Raw genomic sequence first — 18,088 nt, forward strand, 5'->3', positions numbered from 1 at the left:
GCTAAGCTTGCCTCATTCCCGCCGAACGCCATCGGCCCTTCCGATCAAGGAGCATTGCAATGCCCGCCGACAGACCCGTCCAGCCGATCCGCCTTCACACCACGCAGCGCTCCGGGCACGGGCACCGCGTCAAACTGTTCCTCACACTGCTCGATCTGCCTTTCGAAACGATCGAACTGAACATGCGCGCGGGCGACAATCGCCGTCGTGAGTATCTGCAACTCAACCCGTTCGGCCAGGTGCCGACGATCGAGGACGGCGACACCGTGTTGTTCGATTCGAACGCCATTCTCGTGTACCTGGCGAAACGCTATGGCGACCCGTCATGGCTGCCCGACGACGCCCTCGGCGCCGCGGCGGTGCAACGATGGCTCTCGCTGGCAGCCGGACAGATCGCGTATGGACCGTGCGCGGCCCGGCTCGTCACGGTATTCGGCGCGCCGCTCGATCTGGAAACCGCGCAGAAGATCGCCGTCAAGCTGTTCGACGTGCTCGACGCGGAACTGGCCGGCAAACGCTTCGCGGCGGGAGACAACGTGACCATCGCGGACATCGCCGCCTACACCTACATCGCGCATGCGCCTGAAGGCGGCATATCGCTCGAACCGTATCCGAACCTACGCGGCTGGCTTTCCCGTATCGAAGCGCTGCCGCGCTTCATCGCGATGCCGGCGACGAAAGCCGGCCTGCTCGCCGGCTGAGCGAAAAAACCGCAGGCGCGACCACCACCGGAGTCCGATATGTCCGACGTTTCTTCCCATGCACAGCCAGGGCTGGATCTCGTCGATCCGCCTTTCCATTCCGGCGAACTGGCGGTGCAACGCCGCGCCGGCGTCGCAACGGAGGCGCAAGCGCTCGGCCGTCGCGGCATCCGCCGCTACATGCCGGACCAGCACCGGCAGTTCTTTTCGGCGCAGCCCTTCATGGTGTTCGGCGGTCTCGACGCCGACGGCCAGCCCTGGGCGACGGTGCGCGCGGCGGCGCCGGGCTTCGTGTCGTCGCCCGATGCGCGCACGTTGAGAATCGAGGGCGGGGTGCTATCCGGCGATCCGCTCGCCGGGCGCTGGCAAGCCGGCACGATGATCGGCGGCCTCGCTCTGCAGCCGCAGACGCGGCGGCGTAACCGCGTCAACGGCATCGTGACTTCGGTGACGGGCGATACGGTCATGCTCGAAGTCATGCAGAGCTTCGGCAATTGCGCAAAGTACATTCAGAGCCGCGCGCCGACCTTCGTCGCGCGCGGCGCAGCGGGCGCGGACACTGCCGCGCAGATTGCGACGCAACTGAGCGACGCGGACCGCGCGCTGCTGGCTAACGCGGACACCTTTTTTATCGCCAGCGCGAACGTGGCTGAAGAAGCGGGCCCGGCGCGCGGTGTCGACGTTTCGCATCGCGGCGGCATGCCGGGTTTCGTGCGCGTCGACGACGCCGTCACGCTCACCACGCCCGACTTCAGCGGCAATCGCTTCTTCAATACGCTGGGCAATCTGAGTCACGACCCGCGCGCCGGCTTGCTGTTCATCGACTTCGCGAGCGGCGATTTGCTGTACGTCGCGGCGCGCGCGGAGATCGTCTGGGACGGTTCGGAACTGGCCGATTTTCCGCTCGCGCAACGCCTCGTCCGCTTTCGCATTACCGAGGTGCGGCGCAGTCGCGAGGCGTTGCCGTTTCGCTGGTCGGAGGTCGCGTATGCGCCGCAGTTCCGATCGTCTACTCCCTCCCTGTGATGAGCTTGCGCGAACTCGCAATGGCCGAAGCGGGTTTAGGCAGCGCTTCTCCAAAAGGAACGGTCGAATATCGGGGAGAAGACAAAGACGATTACCAAGCTTGCGGGATAAAAACACCTGCCGCTTTCTATTCGTCGCTGTGAGGGACTTAACCATTTCACCGTGAATGCCGGTTTTCCAACATACCGAAAAACTGACGGCTTGTTATCCTGACCATCCAGGCGTGCAGCGGGAGAACGCTATGTCGGTCTATGTCGATGAAGGATTCAGGCCTTGTGTCACCGAACGCGCAACCGTCGCATTCCGGGTGTGCCGCGACGATCGCGCGCAAGTCTTCGAGATCAGCGCGGAGGCACTGATGGCTTTTTGCGGGGCTGCGAGCAGTCGAAGGAAAGACCTGCTCGTCGCATTCGAACACGCGCAAGGGGAAATCCTGACGGTCGCGGCGCGCAAATGGACGTTCAAGCCAACGGAGCCGGTGCGGCTCGGCCTCGACGAATTCCGAATGATTAGACATTAGCCGTGTCAGAATCGCGCCCATGACCTGGATCGCCGCCCTGCCGATGTACGACGTCACGCCCGCTCTCGCCACCGAATGGCGCGCGTGGCTCGCCGACGTGCTGCGCATGGTCAAGCCGGCGTGCCGCATCGTCGAGCCGGACGAGGAGTTGCACGGCTTCTGGCGGCGTCCCAACCTGCTGATCTCGCAGACCTGCGGCTATCCGCTGATGCACGGCTTGCATGAGCAGGTGCAATTGATCGCGACACCGCGTTTCGACGCACCCGGCTGCGAGGGCGCGCATTATTCGAGCGTGCTGGTAACGCGAGCGGACGCCCAATTCGACACGCTCGCGAATTGCCGCGGTGCGCGCGCCGCCTACAATCAGGACGATTCCAATAGCGGCATGAACGTGTTTCGCCACGCGGTGGCGCCGCTTGCGCGCGACGGCGCGTTTTTCAGCACGGTGATACGCACCGGTTCGCACCTCGGTTCGTTGCGGGCGGTGGCGGAGCATCGCGCGGACGTCGCCGCGATCGACTGCGTGACGTTCGCTTTCGTCTGCGATGAAATGCCGGAGCTTGCCCGGCAGGTTCGCCGGATCGGCATGACGGCGGCAGCGCCGGGTTTGCCGCTGATCGCAGCGGATACCGTGCCGCAAGCCACCATCGAAGCATTGCGCGAGGCGCTGAACGAAGCGCTCACCACGCAGCCCGAGCGCGCGAAACGTCTGCGTTTGCAGGGCTTTTCCGCGCTACCGCTCACGGATTACGAACGGATCGAGCAACTGGAAAACGAAGCGCGCGCCGTCGGCTATACGCGCCTCGCCTGATCCGCTCCACGAGGTCATTGCATGTCGAGAACCAGAAGCTGCGCGCCGTCGGCTACCTGGTCGCCGACCGCATACAACACTTCCGACACCGTACCCGCCGCCGGCGCGCCGATCGTGTGCTCCATTTTCATCGCCTCCATCACGATCAGCGGCGTGCCCTTCTCCACCACCGTGCCCGGTTCCACCAGCACCGCGATCACCTTGCCCGGCATCGGCGCGGTCAAACGGCCTTCGTGGCCTTCGGCGTCCGCGGCATGCGCGAGCAGATTCTGCCACTCGAATGCCAGGGCTTCGCCCAGGCAAAACACATGGAACGTATCGCCGTCGATGAACACGCGGCCCGTCACGCGCGCATCGCCGAGGGTCGCGCGGAACTCGTGCCGGCCCGCACCGCTCGACCATGTGAAGTCTTCACGCACGCCGTCGTGTTCGAGCGTTTGCGTGCCGCCGTTGCGCGCAAAAGTGACGGTGAATGCGCTTTCGTTATCGACATCGCGCCAGCCGAGCGTTTGCGTATAGCCGCCGTTCAGGCGCCAATGCGATAACGCGTCCCACGGCGACGCGCCGTGCGCGGTGCCGCCCTCGCGCGTGAGCAAGGCGGCGCAGGCGAGCGCGAGCGCCTCCTTGAACGGCGGCTTCCGCACCGGCGCGAACAACGCATCGTGATGACGCTCGATCAAACCCGTGTCGAGGTCGCCGGTTGCAAACGGCTCGCTCGTGACGATGCGTTGCAGGAACTCGACGTTGGTATGCGGACCGACCACCTCGCATACACGCAGCGCGCGATTCAGACGCGCGAGCGCGTCCTCGCGCGTGGCGCCGTGGACGATCAGCTTGGCGATCATCGGATCGTAGAACGGCGTGATGGTGTCGCCTTCGCGCACGCCGCTGTCGATGCGCACCGGCGCCTTGCGGTCCGCTTCGCCCAGCGTGAATTCCACGGCCTCGGGCATGCGCAGATGCTTGAGCGTACCCGTCGACGGCAAGAAGCCGCGCGCCGGATGCTCGGCGTAGATGCGCGCCTCGATTGCATGACCGTCGATTGTCAACTGCCGCTGCGTGAGCGGCAGCGCTTCGCCGGCGGCAACGCGCAGTTGCCATTCCACGAGATCTTGCCCCGTCACCATCTCCGTGACCGGATGCTCGACCTGTAGGCGCGTGTTCATTTCCATGAAGTAGAAATCGCCCGTGCCGGTCATGATGAACTCGACCGTGCCCGCGCCGACGTAATTCACCGCGCGCGCCGCGGCCACCGCCGCCTCGCCCATTGCGCGCCTCGTTTCAGCGGGCAAGCCGGGCGCGGGCGCTTCTTCCAGCACCTTCTGGTGACGCCGCTGCACCGAACAGTCGCGGTCGAACAGATACACCGCGCCGCCGTGGCGATCCGCGAACACTTGCACTTCCACGTGACGCGGCCGCGTCAGATACTTTTCGATCAGCACGCGATCGTTGCCGAAGCTGCTCGCCGCCTCGCGCTTGCACGAGGCCAGCGCGGCGGCGAACTCCTCGCTGCGCTCGACCACGCGCATGCCCTTGCCGCCACCGCCCGCGCTCGCCTTCAGCAACACCGGATAACCGATCGCATCCGCCTCGCGATGCAGCAACTGCGTGTCCTGATCGTCGCCGTGGTAACCGGGCACGAGCGGCACCGCGGCTGCGTGCATCAGCGCCTTCGCCGCCGCCTTCGAACCCATCGCGGCGATGGCCTCGACCGGCGGGCCGATGAAGACGATGCCGGCTTTTTCGCATGCGTAGGCGAAGTCTTCGTTCTCGGAGAGGAAGCCGTAGCCCGGATGCACCGCTTGGGCACCGGTTGCGCGCGCGGCCTCGATGATGCGCTCGATGCGCAGATAGCTCTCCGCCGCCGTCGCGCCGCCGATGTGCACCGCCTCGTCGCACGCGGCCACGTGTTTGGCGTCGGCGTCGGCATCGGAATACACGGCCACGCTCGCGATGCCGAGCCGCTTGCAGGTCGCGGCGACGCGGCACGCAATCTCGCCGCGGTTGGCAATCAGGATCTTGTTGAACATGAAGTGTCTCGATGAAGTGTCGGGTTCGGGGCTGTTGTCGTGCTGAGCGCCTGCGCTTGCGCCTGGGTGCGTTGCGCTCCAGTTGCGCATTCAGTCACGCCACGCGGGCGAGCGTTTTTCGAGGAACGACGCGACACCTTCGCGGCCCTCCGCGCTGGCGCGAATGCGGGCGATGCGCGTCGCTGTGTCTTCGATCATCGCCTCGTTTAACTCCTGCCCGGCAATGTCCTGCACGAGCTGCTTGCAGGCTCGCACCGCTTGCGGGCCGTTCGCGCAGAGCGTTGCCGCGATTTGCTGGACGGTTGCGTCGAGTTGCTCCGCGCTCACCGCTTCGCTGACGAGACCCAGACGCCACGCCGTCGCGCAATCGAACTGCTCGGCCGTCGTGAAGTAGCGGCGCGATGCCTGCTCGCCCAACGCGCGGATCACATAAGGCGCGATGGTCGCCGGAATCAGACCCAGCCGCGCCTCGGACAAGCAAAAGCGCGCACTGTCCACCGCCACGACGATATCGCACGCCGCGATCAGCCCCATGCCGCCCGCGTAGGCGTCGCCGTTCACGCGCGCGATCACCGGCTTGTTGCAGCGATAGATGGACGACAGCATGTGCGCGAGCCGCATCGCATCGGCGCGGTTCTCGTCGTCCGAGTAGCCGGCCATCTTCTTCATCCAGTTCAGGTCCGCGCCCGCGCAGAACGCCTTGCCGTTCGCGGCGAGCACGACCGCGCGCACGTCGTCGCGATCGTTCAGCGCGGTGAAGGCCGAGGTCAGATCCGCGATCATCGTTTCGTTGAACGCGTTGCGCACGTCCGGGCGATTCAGCGTGACCGTGGCGACCCGGCCGTCGATCCCGAGGTTCAGCGTTTCGTATTGCATCGTTGCCGCTCCCGCGCGTGCCGCGCTATTACATTCTGAACACGCCGAAGCGCGTGTCTTCGATCGGCGCGTTCATCGCGGCCGACAAGCCGAGACCGAGCACGTCGCGCGTTTGCGCCGGATCGATCACGCCGTCGTCCCACAGGCGCGCGCTCGCGTAGTACGGATGACCCTGATGTTCGTATTGCTCGCGGATCGGCTGCTTGAACGCTTCTTCCTCTTCGGCGCTCCACGCGCCGCCCTTGCCTTCGATCCCGTCGCGCTTGACCGTGGCCAGCACCGACGCCGCCTGTTCGCCGCCCATCACCGAAATGCGCGCGTTCGGCCACATCCATAGAAAGCGCGGCGAATAGGCACGGCCGCACATGCCGTAATTGCCCGCACCGAACGAGCCGCCGATGATCACGGTGAACTTCGGCACCTTCGCGGTTGCCACCGCCGTCACCATCTTCGCGCCGTTGCGCGCGATGCCTTCGTTTTCGTATTTGCGGCCCACCATGAAGCCCGTGATGTTCTGCAGGAACACCAGCGGAATCTTGCGCTGGCAGCACAGTTCGATGAAGTGCGTGCCCTTGAGCGCCGACTCCGAAAACAGAATCCCGTTGTTCGCGACGATGCCGACCGGATGCCCCCAGATATGCGCGAAGCCCGTGACGAGCGTGGCGCCGTAACGCGCCTTGAATTCGTCGAACGCGGAATCGTCGACGATGCGCGCGATCACCTCGCGGATATCGAAAGGCTTGCGCGTATCCACCGGAATCACGCCGTACATGCTCTTCACGTCGTAGCGCGGCGGCTTCGGCTCCTGCAACGCGAGCGGCACCTGCTTCGAGCGATTCAGATTGCCGACGATGCTGCGCGCGATCGCCAGCGCATGCGCGTCGTTTTGCGCGAGGTGATCCACCACGCCGGAAAGGCGCGTATGCACGTCGCCGCCGCCCAGGTCTTCCGCGCTCACCACTTCGCCGGTTGCCGCTTTCACGAGCGGCGGGCCGCCGAGAAAAATCGTCCCCTGATTCTTGACGATGATCGACTCGTCGCTCATGGCCGGCACGTAGGCGCCGCCCGCCGTGCACGAGCCCATCACGACGGCGATCTGCGGAATGTCCGCCGCCGACAGATTCGCCTGGTTGTAGAAGATGCGGCCGAAGTGATCGCGATCGGGGAACACCTCGTCCTGATTCGGCAGGTTCGCGCCGCCCGAGTCGACGAGATACACGCACGGCAAGCGGTTTTCCGCGGCGATTTCCTGCGCGCGCACATGCTTTTTCACGGTGACCGGATAGTACGTGCCGCCCTTGACCGTCGCGTCGTTGCAGACGATCACGCACTCCTGCCCCGCGATCCGGCCGATGCCGGTGATGACGCCCGCACCCGGCGCGTCGTCGTTATACATGCCATAGGCCGCGAGTTGCGAGAACTCCAGAAACGGCGTGCCCGGATCGAGCAGTTTTTCGATGCGCTCGCGCGGCAGCAGTTTGCCGCGTCCCGTGTGTTTGTCGCGCGCAGCTTGCCCGCCGCCCAGCGCGAGCACCTCGATCTTCGCGCGAAGGTCGGCGACCAGCGCTTCGAGCGCCGCCGCGTTGGCGCGAAAGTCGTCCGAGCGCGGATTCAGCTTTGATTCGATGATCGGCATTGCGTGGCTTCTCCCCATGCGAGGTGGTTGCTATCGCCGCTTTTTTCAGGCGCGCGCTCAATGAGCGGCGCGGTACTTTGGATCAAGCCGTTTCGGCGAACAGTTCGCGGCCGATCAGCATGCGGCGGATTTCGCTCGTGCCCGCGCCGATTTCATACAGCTTCGCATCGCGCCACAAACGGCCGACCGGATATTCGTTGATGTAGCCGTTGCCGCCGAGAATCTGGATCGCTTCGCCGGCCATCCACGTGGCTTTTTCCGCAGTGTAGAGAATGACGCCGGCGCAGTCTTTACGCACCTGGCGAACGTGCTCCTTGCCGAGCGTGTCGAGTTGCCGGCCCACCGCGTACAGATACGCGCGGCACGCTTGCAGCGTGGTGTACATATCGGCGACCTTGCCTTGAATAAGCTGGAATTCACCGATCGGCTGACCGAACTGCTTGCGGTCATGGATATACGGCACGACCGCGTCCATGACCGCGACCATGATGCCGGTGGGGCCGCCCGCGAGTACCGCGCGCTCGTAATCGAGGCCGCTCATCAGCACCTTCGCGCCGCCGTTCAACTGACCGAGGATGTTTTCCTCCGGCACCTCGACGTTCTCGAACACCAGTTCGCCGGTATGCGAGCCGCGCATGCCGAGCTTGTCGAGCTTTTGCGCCACCGAGAAACCCTTCATGCCTTTCTCGACGATAAACGCGGTAATGCCGCGCGAATTCGCTTCTAAATCGGTCTTTGCATAGACGACCAGCGTGTCGCAATCGGGGCCGTTGGTGATCCACATCTTCGTGCCGTTGAGCACGTAGTGATCGCCCTTTTTGTCCGCGCGCAGTTTCATGCTGACCACGTCGGAGCCCGCGTTCGGCTCGCTCATCGCGAGTGCGCCGATGTGTTCGCCGGAAACCAGCTTGGGCAGATACTTTTGTTTTTGTGCTTCCGTGCCGTTGCGATGAATCTGGTTGACGCACAGATTCGAATGCGCGCCGTAAGAGAGACCGACCGAAGCCGACGCGCGCGAGATCTCTTCCATCGCGATCATGTGCGCGGTGTAGCCCATGTTCGCGCCGCCGTATTCCTCCGCGACCGTCATGCCGAGCACGCCCAGGTCGCCGAACTTGCGCCACAGGTCCATGGGGAATTGATCGGTGCGATCGATTTCCGCGGCGCGAGGGGCGATTTCCTTGGCAGCGAATCCCGCGATGCTGTCGCGCAGCATTTCGATTTCCTCGCCGAGCGGGAATTGCAGACCGGGCAGGTTGCTCATTGCGTTGTCTCCAGAGTTCGTTGGCGGCCGGCCTGCCTCGGTGGGCGCCGGCGGGTACGAGTGCGGCCCGGCGGAGGGCGATGGCCTTGTGGCCCGCCGTCTCGCCACGCACGAGGCGCGAAACGTTCAAGGCGCATTTCACGCCAGATTTACGTAAGCGTCAATAGGTATTTTTGAGTGTCACTCAGAAAGTGAGTTTCGTGGTTTTCGCTCGTGTTCGACGTGATAGGATCGCGGTTATCGGGGCTTGCCGCCTCATCAATCTGAACTTGACTCATATGACGGTTGCCCTGAAGGCTGAGTTACCCGCCTCGCGCCGCCAGCCGGCCGGGCGCAAGTCGCAGCAGCGCGTGAAGGAGATTCTTCAGGCGGGCCGCGACGTGTTCGCCGAGAAAGGCTACGAGCGCGCGACGACGGCGGAGATCGCGCAGCGCCTCGGCATCTCCGAAGCGACGGTGTTCAGCTATTTCCGCGGCAAGCGCGAGCTATGCGCGCGCGTAATCGGCGATTGGTACGACGAGATCATCGAGGCGATCGAGTCGGGCTTGCCGCGCGACGGCACTGTGCGGCAACAGTTTGCGTTCATCGTGCGCACGCATTTGCGCTTGATGCTGGTGAATGGCACCGACCTGTGCGCGCTGGTGCTGTCGGAAGGACGCGCGCGGCATCACGAACTGAGCGAGGCGCTGACGGACCTGCAACGCCGCTATACCGCGCCGTTGATGCGCGTGCTGGCGCAAGGCCAGGAGAGCGGGCAGATTCGCACGGATATGCCGTTGCGGCTATTGCGTTCGATGGTGTTCGGGCCGATGGAACACGTGCTGTGGGATGCCACGCTGGCGAAACGCCGTATCGATATCGACGCGACCGCGGATCAGTTGATCGATGTTCTGTGGGCCGCGCTTACGCCGCCTGACCTGGCGGTTAGTGCGTTGCAGCGGTTCAGGGTGGAGGTGGCCGAGGCTAATCGGCGGTTTGAGGAGGCGGCGGGAAAACAACCCGGCTAAGTTCAGTTAGGCTGTAGCCGGGCTGGCGTTTTACGGGCAGACGCTTGACCCCGAATTGTCGATTCCATTCCCCGTACGCGCGAACCTTCGCCAAGCGCCGCGCTGGCAAAAAACCACCCCACTCCACAATGCGCTAACCTACCCCTCCCACGCGAACTCACCACCGAGGCACCCCCAATGCCATCCTCCAAAAGCAACCGGATCCGAATCGGCATCGGCGGCTGGACCTACGCGCCGTGGCGAGGCGCCTTCTACCCGTCCGACCTCACGCAAAGCCGTGAACTCGAATACGCGAGCCAACATCTCACATCGATAGAAATCAACGGCACGTTCTACGGTTTGCAAAAACCGTCGAGCTACGAGAAGTGGTATCAGGAAACCCCCGACGATTTCGTCTTCTCGCTGAAAGCCCCGCGCTATGCAACCAACCGGAAAGTTCTCGCGGACGCCAACGAAACGATCGAGCGCTTCTTCGCAAGCGGCGTGCTGCTGCTCAAACAGAAGCTCGGGCCGATCAACTGGCAATTCGCGCCGACCAAGAAATTCGACAAGGAAGATTTCGAAGCCTTCCTGAAACTGCTGCCGGCCAGTATCGAAGGCCAGAAGCTGAGGCACGCAGTCGAAGTCCGCAACGACACCTTCAAAACGCCGGAATTCATCGCGCTCGCGAGAAAATACAAGGTCGCGGTCGTGCTGGCCGGCGACAGCGATTACCCGCAAATCGCCGACATCACCGCGCCATTCGTGTACGCCCGCATCATGGGCACGACCGACAAACAGGCCAAAGGCTATTCCACCAAGGCGCTCGACGCGTGGGCCGAACGCGCCCGTCGATTCGCGGCGGGCACGACCCCGGACGACCTGGAAACGAGCGCCGCGCCGCCCGCGAAAACCGCGGCACACGACGTCTATCTGTACGTGATCAGCGGCTTCAAGGAACGCAATCCGGCTGCGGCCATGGCGTTGATCGAACGTCTGTGAGGCCCGGGTAACCCTGGTCCCGGAGCGCGGATGTCATAATCGCGGCAGCTGAAAACGCAGCGACATTCCAACAGTCAGGCCGCGAGGCCACTTCATCACCCAGGTTCCGGGAGAACACTTTGAGCGCCATCGACAATCCTTTGCACGATCAGGAAGTCGGCTCGGCCGACGCCACCCAGGACACCACGCGCATCGACGACGTTCGGATCGGCGCGGTGCGTCCGCTGATTTCCCCCGCGCTGTTGCAAGACGAGTTGCCGGTGCCGCTTTCGGTGCAGACGCTCGTCGAGAAAACCCGCGCGGAAATCGCCGACATTCTCCACGGCCGTGACGACCGGCTCGTGATGATCGTCGGCCCGTGTTCGATTCATGACCACGACCAGGCGATCGAATACGCGCGCAAGCTGAAAGTCGCGGCCGACACCTACAGGAACGATCTGCTGATCGTGATGCGGGTCTACTTCGAAAAGCCGCGCACCACCGTGGGCTGGAAGGGCTATATCAACGATCCGCGCCTCGACGGCAGCTACCGCATCAACGAGGGTCTGCGCCTCGCGCGGCAACTGCTGCTCGACATCAACGGTCTGGGCTTGCCCACGGCCACGGAATTTCTCGATCTGCTGAGCCCGCAATACATCGCCGATCTGATCGCGTGGGGCGCGATCGGCGCGCGCACGACCGAGAGCCAGAGTCATCGGCAACTGGCGTCGGGGCTGAGTTGCCCGATCGGTTTCAAGAACGGCACGGACGGCGGCGTGCAAATCGCGGCCGACGCCATCGTCGCCGCGCGCGCGAGCCATGCGTTCATGGGCATGACCAAGATGGGCATGGCCGCCATCTTCGAAACGCGCGGCAACGACGACGCGCACGTGATCCTGCGCGGCGGCAAGCAAGGGCCGAATTACGACAGCGCGTCGGTGGAGGCAAGCTGCGCGGCGCTCAGATCAGCGGGCTTGCGCGAGCAGGTCATGGTCGACTGTTCGCACGCGAACTCGGGCAAATCGCATTTGCGCCAACTGGACGTGGTGCAGGATCTGGCGCGGCAACTCTCGCAGCGCGAGCGCCGCATCATCGGCGTCATGCTGGAAAGTCATCTGGAAGAAGGCCGTCAGGACCTGAAGGCCGGTGTGCCGCTACGTTACGGCGTATCGATCACGGATGCCTGCGTAAGCTGGACGCAGACGGAACCGGTGCTCGACACCCTCGCCGAAGCAAGCCGCAAACGCCGCGCGGGCTGATCTCGCGCCGGCAAATTGCAACCGGGTTGACGACCCGGGTTCGCAACACAGCTTGCAAGCGAAACACACGCGCCGCGCCAGCCGCCGATCCGGCTACATCATCGGGGATGGGCAGCGCGTGATTCCTTACGCCCGAGACATCGTCCGCCGCGCGCTATCGCAGCGCGCGTGGATGCTCCGGCGCGAGGCGCGTTGCATTACGACGCGTTGACGGCTTCCTTGAATGCCTTGCCGGCGGTGAACTTCACCGTCTTGGCTGCGGCGATCTGGATTTCGGCGCCCGTCGACGGATTGCGGCCCACGCGTGCAGCGCGCGCGCCGGTCGAGAAAGAACCGAAACCGACCAGTTGCACCGTATCGCCGCCCACCACTGCCTTGGTTACCGCTTCGACGATCGCGTCGATGGTTTGGCCCGTGGCCGCTTTGCTTTCGCCCGTCGCTGCAGCGACTGCATCAATCAGTTCCTGTTTGTTCATAGCACTTCCCGTATGGTAATCATGGAACCGGCGCCACATCTGTCGCGCCGGGACCGACACACTAACGCATAGGCGCGCATTCGCGCAAACCTTGGTGTAAGCCTTGTATCACCCGCCCAGCGGGAATTTGACGATTTTTTCCCGCAAAGTGCCATAAGAATCGAGCGCTTACGTTTTTCCGGCGCTTCACGGCGGCCCGCGCCATATCACAATCCGTTGCAATTTCAGTGCTTTAGCGCAAGCCTGCGCGGTGCGGACAGGCTTTTTTGCCATGTTATGTTGCACCGTCGCGATCTGACGTTCCCGGGGCGCCACGCCCGGCAATAAAGAATCGGAGAGAAATAAAAAACGCCGGGTTTCGCCATATTGCAACAGGCGCGGCGCTCGCCGGATCGCCGTAAGCCGCCTGCGCTTGCAACATCACGCGGCACAAATGACGCCAACCGATGGCCGGGAGGTCGTACTTACCGCCCTGCGCCGAGCCCGATCTCAGGCCCGATCTCGAACCCGAAATGCTCTCAAGGTCGCACCGGCACTGCCGATATATAAAGCTGCGTGTGCGGCGCAAACACTAAAGGATGGGAATGGTTCGGCTAGCCAGATTGAAAGAAGCGCTGTCTGTCGCGGAAGGCGACCCCGAACTGGTGCGTTCGCAGCTTCAGGCGTTCGGCCATCAGATACCGTTGCTGTACTTCATGCTGTTCGTCAACACGGTGGCCGTCGCCGTCACGCATCTGAGAAGCGCGCCCGCCTGGTTGTCCATCTACATTCCCGTGTTGCTCTGCGCGGTCTGCGTCATCCGTTGCGTTCGATGGTGGCGCGTGCGGCGCCGGGTTCTCACGCACGACAAGGCCGTGCCTGAACTGCGCAGGCTGATCTGGCTCGCCGGTATCTTCGGCATCGCGTTCAGCGCCTGGTCGCTGCTGCTGTTCCCCTACGGCACCGCTTACGAACAAGCCCAGGTCGCGTTCTATATGGCGACCACCGTGGTGGGCTGCGTGTTCTGCCTGATGCACCTGCGCGCGGCCGCGCTGCTTCTGCTGTCGATCGTCATCCTGAGCTTCGCGACCTTTCTGGTTTTCACCGGCTACCCCGTGTTCATTGCGATGGCGGTCGACATGACGCTGGTCGGCCTCGCGCTCGCCTTCATCATCGAACTGTATTACCGGACCTTCGCCGGCGTGGTTCACGCGCAGCGCGAATTGCAGGCGAGCCAGCAGAATACGCAGCGGCTCAGCGACGACAACTTCCGCCTCGCGAGCATCGACAGCCTCACCGACCTGCCTAACCGGCGCAGCTTCTTTGCGTCGTTGCGCGCGCTGTCCGAACAGGCGCTCGGCAGCGGCGGCGGCTTCAACGTCGGGCTGATCGATCTGGACGGATTCAAGCAGGTCAACGACATCTACGGACACGCGAGCGGCGACCTCGTCCTCCAGGAAGTCGGCTTGCGACTGCTCGCGTTCGCCGAGCCGGGCATCTTCTTCGCGCGCCTCGGCGGCGACGAATTCGGCGTGCTCGCGCAACACCAGCTTTCGAACGAGACGCTGGTGGCGTTGGGGCAGCGCATCTGCGACGCGCTCAGTCAGCCGTACCAGGTGGCCGGCAATGTCGCCGAATTGTCGGGAACGATCGGCTGGGCCGCGTTTCCCGAGGCGGGCACGACCGTCGCGCAGGTATTCGAACGGGCCGACGCCGCGCTGTACGTGGGCAAGGAAAGCCGCCGCGGCACGCCGGTGATCTTCTCGACCGAACACGAAACGCGGATTCGCCGTTCGAGTCTCGTGACCCAGGAACTGCGCCACGCCGATCTCGAGTCGGAGCTGTTCCTCGAATTCCAGCCGATCCACGACGTGCTCACGCAGCGCACCATCGGCATGGAAGCGCTCGGGCGATGGCATAACGCGCGGCTCGGCGCGGTCAAGCCGGAAGAATTCATTCGGATCGCGGAGCGCACCGAACTGATTCTGCGCATCACTGAAGTGCTGCTGCGCAAGGCGCTCGATGAAGTGTCACGCTGGCCGTCCGAACTGTATCTGTCGTTCAATCTGTCCGCGATCGATATCTCCACCTCGGCGCGCGCCCGCCGCCTGATCGATATCGTGCTGGCGAGCGGCGTGCCGCCGCATCGCGTGTCGTTCGAGATCACGGAGACCGCCGTGACGCGCGACTTCGAGCAGGCCCACAGTGCGCTCACGATGATCAAGCAGGCCGGCTGCCGCGTGTCGCTCGACGACTTCGGCACCGGCTATTCGAGCCTGAGCTACGTGCATCGCCTGCCCTTCGATACGATCAAGATCGACCGCAGCTTCATGACCGACGTGGATTCCAACAGCGCGTCGAAGAAGATCGTCAAGTCGGTGCTCGACCTGTGCGGAAATCTCGGGCTCGAATGCGTGGTGGAAGGGCTCGAAACGTCATCGCAGGCCGAGGTGGTCAAGGCGCTGGGCGCTCGCGCGGTGCAGGGCTATCTGTTCGGCAGACCGATGCGGGCCAGCGCCGTCCGCGCTTATCTGCAAACGGCGCTGGGGCAAAGCTATGCGCTCGGCGCGCGGCCGTAGCGCGAGCGCGCCGCCGCGAAAGCCCGACTAACGCGGCGCGGTTTCGTATTCCAGCTTCGGATACCAGTCTTTGCCACGGCCGCCGGGCGTCATGTCGAGCACGGTCCAGATCGGCATCACATCAGGAGCGCCGCGCGGATCCTGGCCTGGGTCCGCTGTCGACGGCCCCATCTCCTCGGCCCAGAAGTGCCGAATCGTGTCGCCGGAACGCGTGAAAACGTTGAACGCCGGATTGTCGTCGCCATCGGGATCTTCGGCCGCGTAATCGCGATTGAAGGTATTGCCGGCCGACGAATACAAGCGCAGATGCCGCCAGCCGCGCTCTTTCTTGAACGCGACCAGCTTCTCGATCGGCGAGCGGCCGATCACCGCGAACGACACGCGTTGCAGGATATCGGGCATTTCGCCGTCGTATGCGCTCAGCAGCGACGTGCACATCGGACAGGGCCGTGCCCGCTTCGGGCCGAACATCCAGTTGTAGGTAACGAGCGTGTCATGCGCGCCGAACATCGCGGATAACGTCACCGGGCCCTCCTCGCCCTCGAAGCGATAGTCCTCGGGCACGACACCGCCGGGCGGCAGCGCGCGGCGCTGCGCGGCGACGCGTTCGATATGGCGGCGCAACTCGATTTCCTCGGCCAGCAACGCGTTGCGCGCGCGGCGATATTCGGTGCTCTCGCCGGGAAAGCGCGGAGGGGAATCGGCCAGCAGGCGGGCCGGCTTCAGTGTCTGTGCGGATGCGTTGGGGTCGGTCATCAGCCATCTCCTCGTATGAAAAGGGATCAAGGGCGACAGCGGCGCGCCGCGACGGCGAGCGATCTGGTGCCCTTCTACGGCTACGACGAATGGCGCGCCGTCAAATCGACAGCGCCGATCAGAAAGATTTTTGCGCCCGTATGCGATCGCGTCTACTGCGCCGCGCCTTTCGGTACGCGGCCCATCAGATGGAACTCGTCGTTCGGTCGCATTGAAATGACGTTGGCGATCCGGTTCGACAAACCGAAAAACGCGGTAATCGCCGTAATGTCCCAGATGTCCTCGTCGGAAAAGCCATGCTCGCGCAGGGTTTGAAAATCGGCGTCATCCACCGTGCCCGATTCGCGGCAGACCTTCAGCGCGAAATCGAGCATCGCCTTCTGACGCGCGGTGATATCCGCCTTGCGATGATTGACGGCCACCTGATCGGCGAGCAACGGCGCCTTTTCGTAAATGCGCAGAATCGCGCCGTGCGCCACCACGCAATACAGGCAATCGTTCACCGCGCTCGTGGCGACGACGATCATCTCGCGCTCGCCTTTGGTGAGGCCGCCTTCTTTCAGCATCAACGCATCGTGGTAAGCGAAGAACGCGCGAAATTCATCCGGGCGGTGCGCGAGCGTGAGGAATACATTCGGCACAAAACCGGCTTTCTGCTGAACTTCGAGAATGCGCGCGCGGATGTCGTCCGGCCATTCGCTCGGCTCAGGCACGGGGTAGCGGCTGATCGGCTGAAGGTTTGCCATGCGATATCTCCGTTGTTTCTACAGGAAGGCCCGTCGGAAAGTCGGCGGCGAACCGGCCGACACGATCTCGCAGACACGCTCCGCATTGGGGTTGCGAAAACGATGCGGCAAACGGCTTTCGAAATAAAAGCTGTCGCCTGGATCGAGCAGCCACGTGGCGCCGTTCACGGTCAACTCGATTTGCCCGCTGACCACCACGCCGCCCTCGTGCCCTTCGTGTTCGAGCATCCGCGGCCCGGTATCCGACAGAGGCTGATAAACCTCGCGCCGAATGTCCACGCTGCGGTTTTTCACGCTGGAGCCGACGAGATAGCACTCGATCGACTGATTGCCGAGATTCGCCATGTCGGCCCGGCGCGATACCACCGAACGCTCCGCTTCCACCTCGAAGGTAAAGAACTCCGCGAGACTCATCGGAATGCATTCGAGCAGTTTCTTCAATGAACCGACCGAAGGACTCACGCGATTCTGCTCGATGAGCGAGATCGTGCCGTTGGTCACGCCCGCCCTTTTTGCCAGTTCACGCTGGGACAAGCCGTGCTTCTTGCGAATGTACTGCAAGCGGGTTGCCACTTCGATGGACATCGCGGTGTTCTCTGGCATTGAAGGCGGAGTATCGAGAAATGAACTCGGGCAGCGGCTGCTTCCGAGTGTTGAATATTCTAATCATTTTGCGCGTTGCGCCGCCGGGGGAAACCCTGAAAGAACCCGGAAATACGTGTTACGCAATGAGCATTGGCAGCCATTGCAATCGCATGCCTGCCTTCGGGAAAGCCCTTATCAAGCTTTAATAAAAATCAATTGACGGCGTTATTGACTCGTATATGCTGGTTCTCAGGCGATCGCCGCAGCAGCGTCACGAGGCGCTTAAACGTGTTTTGCGGCGCAGCGAATTCACTTCGCATGGGTTCAACGGCGATCATCCCAACGTCCTGCTTCTTTAAACGCCCCGTGCGGATTTCGAGCAGGCCGTTCAATACTTTCAACGTTGCCAGTCGAGTGTAATCGTGAGAGTCCGATGCCCTTTGGTGAGATGGAATCGCAGTCAGCCGAGTTGTCCTCGCGCTGACGGCGCCATCGCCGACGGCAGCAACGGCAGGCTTGCGTTCCGCCGCTTTCTGTCCGTCTTCACGATCCTGTCGCGTCGTTCAGTTCGACGTCACAACTCCATCTCCGCGCGCGCCTTCATTGCAGTGCGCACGGACGAAGTCGCCTCGCTGCTGCCCTAGCGCCTCCCTCCTTTTCGCCATTCGATTCGTCCGTTTGCGTGAGCGCGCTTTTTCGAGCCGCGTGTTTCCGCACGTGCGGTGCCGTCTGTCGCGTATGCATTTCATGCGCTTCATGCAAGGCAAATCCGTTGCGCGGCGCAGCGAACCGAATCGAACCGCCTACCTGATCGCGACGCGCGGCGCGTTCCGTTGACGACGACCGCCCGCACCCTGCCTGCGGCTGCGCGCCTTGC

Annotated in this window: 17 protein-coding genes and 1 pseudogene; 9 read left to right on the forward strand and 9 right to left on the reverse strand. The window is 63.4% G+C overall.

The genetic code is table 11. The annotated features are described in order from the left end of the window. Window positions 1-59 precede the first annotated feature (59 nt). From ACTJLC_RS05570 to ACTJLC_RS05585, 4 genes and pseudogenes are all read left to right on the forward strand, one after another. Window positions 60-701, forward strand: a complete 642-nt coding sequence (locus tag ACTJLC_RS05570; protein ID WP_310128026.1) for a glutathione S-transferase family protein — start codon at window positions 60-62, stop codon at window positions 699-701. After that, window positions 626-1,703, forward strand: a pseudogene (locus ACTJLC_RS05575) (pyridoxamine 5'-phosphate oxidase family protein); the annotation flags it as partial. The gene ACTJLC_RS05570 and the pseudogene ACTJLC_RS05575, both read left to right, overlap by 76 nt. A 265-nt stretch (window positions 1,704-1,968) precedes the next feature. Continuing rightward, on the forward strand, window positions 1,969-2,247 hold the full coding sequence (locus tag ACTJLC_RS05580) for a DUF1488 family protein (RefSeq protein ID WP_073429221.1): 279 nt from the start codon (window positions 1,969-1,971) through the stop codon (window positions 2,245-2,247). Window positions 2,248-2,266: 19 nt separating this feature from the next. Further along, the gene (locus ACTJLC_RS05585) at window positions 2,267-3,058 is read left to right on the forward strand and encodes a phosphate/phosphite/phosphonate ABC transporter substrate-binding protein (protein WP_083080962.1); all 792 of its coding nucleotides are present in this window, start codon (window positions 2,267-2,269) and stop codon (window positions 3,056-3,058) included. Between the two features lie 14 nt (window positions 3,059-3,072). Here ACTJLC_RS05585 and ACTJLC_RS05590 read toward each other — a convergent pair whose 3' ends face one another. From ACTJLC_RS05590 to ACTJLC_RS05605, 4 genes are all read right to left on the reverse strand, one after another. Further along, complete coding sequence (locus ACTJLC_RS05590; RefSeq protein WP_083080970.1) at window positions 3,073-5,088, reverse strand: acetyl/propionyl/methylcrotonyl-CoA carboxylase subunit alpha; 2,016 nt, start codon at window positions 5,086-5,088, stop codon at window positions 3,073-3,075. A gap of 90 nt (window positions 5,089-5,178) precedes the next feature. Next, complete coding sequence (locus tag ACTJLC_RS05595) at window positions 5,179-5,964, reverse strand: enoyl-CoA hydratase/isomerase family protein (protein ID WP_083080978.1); 786 nt, start codon at window positions 5,962-5,964, stop codon at window positions 5,179-5,181. Between the two features lie 28 nt (window positions 5,965-5,992). Further along, a complete protein-coding gene (locus ACTJLC_RS05600) occupies window positions 5,993-7,600 on the reverse strand; it encodes a carboxyl transferase domain-containing protein (RefSeq protein WP_083080979.1) in 1,608 nt (535 codons plus the stop codon). A gap of 82 nt (window positions 7,601-7,682) precedes the next feature. After that, entirely contained in the window at window positions 7,683-8,864 is a 1,182-nt protein-coding gene (locus ACTJLC_RS05605) for an isovaleryl-CoA dehydrogenase (protein ID WP_073429226.1), read from the reverse strand. Window positions 8,865-9,142: 278 nt separating this feature from the next. Here ACTJLC_RS05605 and ACTJLC_RS05610 point away from each other — a divergent pair, with 278 nt between their 5' ends. The 3 genes from ACTJLC_RS05610 to ACTJLC_RS05620 all read left to right on the forward strand — a co-directional run bounded on the left by ACTJLC_RS05610 (window position 9,143) and on the right by ACTJLC_RS05620 (window position 12,090). Continuing rightward, window positions 9,143-9,871, forward strand: a complete 729-nt coding sequence (locus ACTJLC_RS05610; RefSeq protein ID WP_083080981.1) for a TetR/AcrR family transcriptional regulator — start codon at window positions 9,143-9,145, stop codon at window positions 9,869-9,871. 177 nt (window positions 9,872-10,048) lie between these two features. Next, on the forward strand, window positions 10,049-10,852 hold the full coding sequence (locus ACTJLC_RS05615; RefSeq protein ID WP_143326515.1) for a DUF72 domain-containing protein: 804 nt from the start codon (window positions 10,049-10,051) through the stop codon (window positions 10,850-10,852). Between the two features lie 119 nt (window positions 10,853-10,971). Then, the gene (locus tag ACTJLC_RS05620) at window positions 10,972-12,090 is read left to right on the forward strand and encodes a 3-deoxy-7-phosphoheptulonate synthase (protein ID WP_073429229.1); all 1,119 of its coding nucleotides are present in this window, start codon (window positions 10,972-10,974) and stop codon (window positions 12,088-12,090) included. Window positions 12,091-12,287: 197 nt separating this feature from the next. On the opposite strand, the gene ACTJLC_RS05625 is transcribed toward ACTJLC_RS05620, so the two are convergent. Then, window positions 12,288-12,566: an HU family DNA-binding protein gene (locus ACTJLC_RS05625; RefSeq protein WP_006049832.1), complete on the reverse strand. Its 279-nt coding sequence runs from the start codon at window positions 12,564-12,566 to the stop codon at window positions 12,288-12,290. 584 nt (window positions 12,567-13,150) lie between these two features. Between ACTJLC_RS05625 and ACTJLC_RS05630 the strand changes: the two genes are divergently transcribed. Beyond that, window positions 13,151-15,124, forward strand: a complete 1,974-nt coding sequence (locus ACTJLC_RS05630) for a putative bifunctional diguanylate cyclase/phosphodiesterase (protein ID WP_073429230.1) — start codon at window positions 13,151-13,153, stop codon at window positions 15,122-15,124. A 27-nt stretch (window positions 15,125-15,151) separates the two neighbouring features. Here the strand turns inward: ACTJLC_RS05630 and ACTJLC_RS05635 are convergent, their stop codons facing one another. The 4 genes from ACTJLC_RS05635 to ACTJLC_RS05650 form a co-directional block, all read right to left on the reverse strand. Then, window positions 15,152-15,880: a DUF899 family protein gene (locus tag ACTJLC_RS05635; protein ID WP_083080984.1), complete on the reverse strand. Its 729-nt coding sequence runs from the start codon at window positions 15,878-15,880 to the stop codon at window positions 15,152-15,154. 152 nt (window positions 15,881-16,032) lie between these two features. Further along, a complete protein-coding gene (locus tag ACTJLC_RS05640) occupies window positions 16,033-16,626 on the reverse strand; it encodes a peroxidase-related enzyme (RefSeq protein WP_073429232.1) in 594 nt (197 codons plus the stop codon). Window positions 16,627-16,644: 18 nt separating this feature from the next. Next, a complete protein-coding gene (locus ACTJLC_RS05645; RefSeq protein WP_083082906.1) occupies window positions 16,645-17,211 on the reverse strand; it encodes a cupin domain-containing protein in 567 nt (188 codons plus the stop codon). A 212-nt stretch (window positions 17,212-17,423) separates the two neighbouring features. Beyond that, window positions 17,424-17,612 (reverse strand): hypothetical protein, encoded by a 189-nt coding sequence (locus ACTJLC_RS05650; protein WP_143326516.1) that lies wholly within the window; start codon window positions 17,610-17,612, stop codon window positions 17,424-17,426. A 21-nt stretch (window positions 17,613-17,633) separates the two neighbouring features. Between ACTJLC_RS05650 and ACTJLC_RS05655 the strand changes: the two genes are divergently transcribed. Beyond that, a complete protein-coding gene (locus ACTJLC_RS05655; protein WP_227470429.1) occupies window positions 17,634-17,855 on the forward strand; it encodes a hypothetical protein in 222 nt (73 codons plus the stop codon). Window positions 17,856-18,088: the final 233 nt, after the last annotated feature.

This window comes from Paraburkholderia sp. 22099, assembly GCF_052045835.1.
Classification (GTDB): Bacteria; Pseudomonadota; Gammaproteobacteria; order Burkholderiales; family Burkholderiaceae; genus Paraburkholderia; species Paraburkholderia terricola.

Bases quoted from the DNA above. Each gene is read 5' to 3' on its own strand.
- ACTJLC_RS05625 (WP_006049832.1), bottom strand. From the start codon at position 12,566: ATGAACAAACAGGAACTGATTGATGCAGTCGCTGCAGCGACGGGCGAA.
- ACTJLC_RS05590 (WP_083080970.1), bottom strand. From the start codon at position 5,088: ATGTTCAACAAGATCCTGATTGCCAACCGCGGCGAGATTGCGTGCCGC.
- ACTJLC_RS05595 (WP_083080978.1), bottom strand. From the start codon at position 5,964: ATGCAATACGAAACGCTGAACCTCGGGATCGACGGCCGGGTCGCCACG.
- ACTJLC_RS05580 (WP_073429221.1), top strand. From the start codon at position 1,969: ATGTCGGTCTATGTCGATGAAGGATTCAGGCCTTGTGTCACCGAACGC.
- ACTJLC_RS05645 (WP_083082906.1), bottom strand. From the start codon at position 17,211: ATGTCCATCGAAGTGGCAACCCGCTTGCAGTACATTCGCAAGAAGCAC.
- ACTJLC_RS05600 (WP_083080979.1), bottom strand. From the start codon at position 7,600: ATGCCGATCATCGAATCAAAGCTGAATCCGCGCTCGGACGACTTTCGC.
- ACTJLC_RS05630 (WP_073429230.1), top strand. From the start codon at position 13,151: ATGGTTCGGCTAGCCAGATTGAAAGAAGCGCTGTCTGTCGCGGAAGGC.
- ACTJLC_RS05610 (WP_083080981.1), top strand. From the start codon at position 9,143: ATGACGGTTGCCCTGAAGGCTGAGTTACCCGCCTCGCGCCGCCAGCCG.
- ACTJLC_RS05615 (WP_143326515.1), top strand. From the start codon at position 10,049: ATGCCATCCTCCAAAAGCAACCGGATCCGAATCGGCATCGGCGGCTGG.
- ACTJLC_RS05640 (WP_073429232.1), bottom strand. From the start codon at position 16,626: ATGGCAAACCTTCAGCCGATCAGCCGCTACCCCGTGCCTGAGCCGAGC.
- ACTJLC_RS05635 (WP_083080984.1), bottom strand. From the start codon at position 15,880: ATGACCGACCCCAACGCATCCGCACAGACACTGAAGCCGGCCCGCCTG.
- ACTJLC_RS05570 (WP_310128026.1), top strand. From the start codon at position 60: ATGCCCGCCGACAGACCCGTCCAGCCGATCCGCCTTCACACCACGCAG.
- ACTJLC_RS05605 (WP_073429226.1), bottom strand. From the start codon at position 8,864: ATGAGCAACCTGCCCGGTCTGCAATTCCCGCTCGGCGAGGAAATCGAA.
- ACTJLC_RS05585 (WP_083080962.1), top strand. From the start codon at position 2,267: ATGACCTGGATCGCCGCCCTGCCGATGTACGACGTCACGCCCGCTCTC.